1 protein-coding gene is annotated in these 2,394 nt (G+C 32.3%); it reads left to right on the forward strand.

What is annotated here, in order from left to right; all coding sequences use genetic code 11:
* Positions 1-525: 525 nt before the first annotated feature.
* Entirely contained in the window at positions 526-1,734 is a 1,209-nt protein-coding gene (locus tag FG384_RS19365) for a GGDEF domain-containing protein (RefSeq protein WP_142644326.1), read from the forward strand.
* Positions 1,735-2,394 lie beyond the last annotated feature (660 nt).

Consider the following 2,394-nt stretch of genomic DNA (forward strand, 5'->3'; position numbering starts at 1 on the left):
TATGGAGTTCGACAATTGTTTGTTTAAATTCTTGATTATAACGTTTTTGTTTCATTCCGGACACGTCCTCTCTATTTATAGGATAGAGACTTAACTAACTTGTGTCCATACATCCATACTAGCATCACTCTGACGTTTGGCTTCATTTAAAACATTATATCTATTTTCTAATTTTTTCTTTAATCGCTTTCTCATTTTTCACCTCTTATTTAACATTCTTTGAATGAACTAAACTGCCCCATTAGTTTAAGTGATTTGTTTCACAATACTACATTAACTTTGGTAGATTAAATCTCACCATTTTGTTGACAATTCTTCTTCATCTTTTGATTACTGTAGACTTTCTAATAAAGTAATTCCTATATTTTCATCGTCATTCTTAGTAACATCACTACTTCTATAATTTCCAAAGTTAAAGATTCTATTTGAATAGCCGAAATTTATTGTATAGTCTTTATCGACAAATTAGCTTCTTAAACTACAAATAGTATAATATGTGCACATAATTAAAGGAGTCCAGCTTAAGTGAAAATTACTTTTAAAACAATCTTTTCAGCTATTACTTATATTTTTATTCTTTTAGGATGTTATTTCTTGATCAAAAAAATCCCTTCATTCACACCTCCTGTTATACTTGTTATTAAGTATTCTTCATATGTTATTTTTGGGTTAGGAATCACCTTAAGCATTCGATTTAATCGAGGGAGGGTTTTCCTAATAATTTTACTGCTTACCCTTTCTCAATTGTTTTTAGACCATTATTCAGAATTATCGATAAATATCACTACTTATTCTCAGGTCCTTTATCCCGTGATGTGCTTGCTTATCCCTCTTAATATCGTTACTATCTCGCACTTAAAGGAAAGAGGCTTATTCTCTTTATGGGGAAAAATACGTATCACTCTTATAGCAATCCAGCTGTTTGTTATATATAAAATTACTGTGTCCAATAATTCGTCAATACAAAAGGTATTGAATTATAAATTCATAAATCTCCCTTTAGAGAAAACTATTATGAATCAAACAGCTTTGTTAATATTTTTTTTAACGCTTATATTTTTTATAATAAAAGCCTATGTGAAAAATAGTGTCTTTGAGGTACGATTAGTTGGTGTTATTATTTCTGTTTTCACAGCCCTCTTTTTCATTAATGATAAAATATCTTTTTCTATATTTCTAAGTGCCGCCGGTTTAATGCTAATTATCAGCATTATTGAGGACTCCTACTCCATGGCATATCTTGATGAACTTACGGGAATCCCTTCCCGACGGGCCCTTAGGGAGAACTTGATGAAACTAGGAAATAAATATGTAATTGCGATGATAGATATTGATTTTTTCAAAAAATTCAATGATAAATACGGACATGATGTTGGAGATGATGTTTTAAAATTGGTAGCTTCTAATTTAGTGCAGGTCACAGGTGGTGGGAAAGCCTTTCGTTATGGTGGGGAAGAATTTACAATTCTGTTTCCAGGTAAATCTATAAATGACGTAATACCACATTTGGAAAACTTACGTGAACAAGTATCCAAATCAGGATACACCAGAAAATCATCAAAAGCTCAAAGCTCAAAATCAAAAAGTCAAAATTCAAGCCAATTATTTGTTACTATAAGCATAGGAGTATGTGAGAAAAACAGTACATATAAGTATCCTAGCGATGTAATAAAAGGAGCTGACAAGGCTCTGTACAGAGCTAAGAAAAAAGGTCGAAACTGTGTAAGTAAATAACAGCTGATCATAGTTCATTTTTTCTCATAAAAAAGGTTTCAGCAAAGCGCTGAAGCCTTTTTATTGGTGGCGAGAGAGAGATTAGATCTCTCGGAAGGTCATCCATTCGATTGTTTTCAAAACATAAGCAAGTATTCTAAATAATACAATTTCCGCAAAAGTCTACGTAATTTATGATATGGCTTATTGTAGTTCAGATAAAAACGAGCAGACAAGGGACATTTCCTACAAATTAATTCTCTATTCACTAAAATTAAAAAAGTGAAAGAGATAGACTAACTCCTTCCTCTTCCACTTCATATTTTCTACCTATTTTAACATGTTATTTCATTTAATTTAAAAAGCTCGATAGTGCACTCTGATATATTGTTTACCATTACTTGTGGTATGCTTCACCGTAATTGCTCTTCAACTATCCTGCTGCGTTAGTTTATGTGTAACATTTCACATTTAATCACAGAAATTTACTTTATGTTTTGGACATAAAAATAGACCATCGAATTGATGGCTTTTTTAACTAGTCGAGTAGAAGAGAACCTCTCTACCTTGCGGTAGATTGTGTTCCTCCCCCCTCACAGAACCGTGCTTGCGCTATTTACGCACACGGCTCTTCCAAGTCACCATTCACAAAATGTAGCCTAATCTCTTTCGTTTGGATTT

The organism is Psychrobacillus vulpis, from assembly GCF_006861825.1.
Lineage (GTDB): Bacteria > Bacillota > Bacilli > Bacillales_A > Planococcaceae > Psychrobacillus > Psychrobacillus vulpis.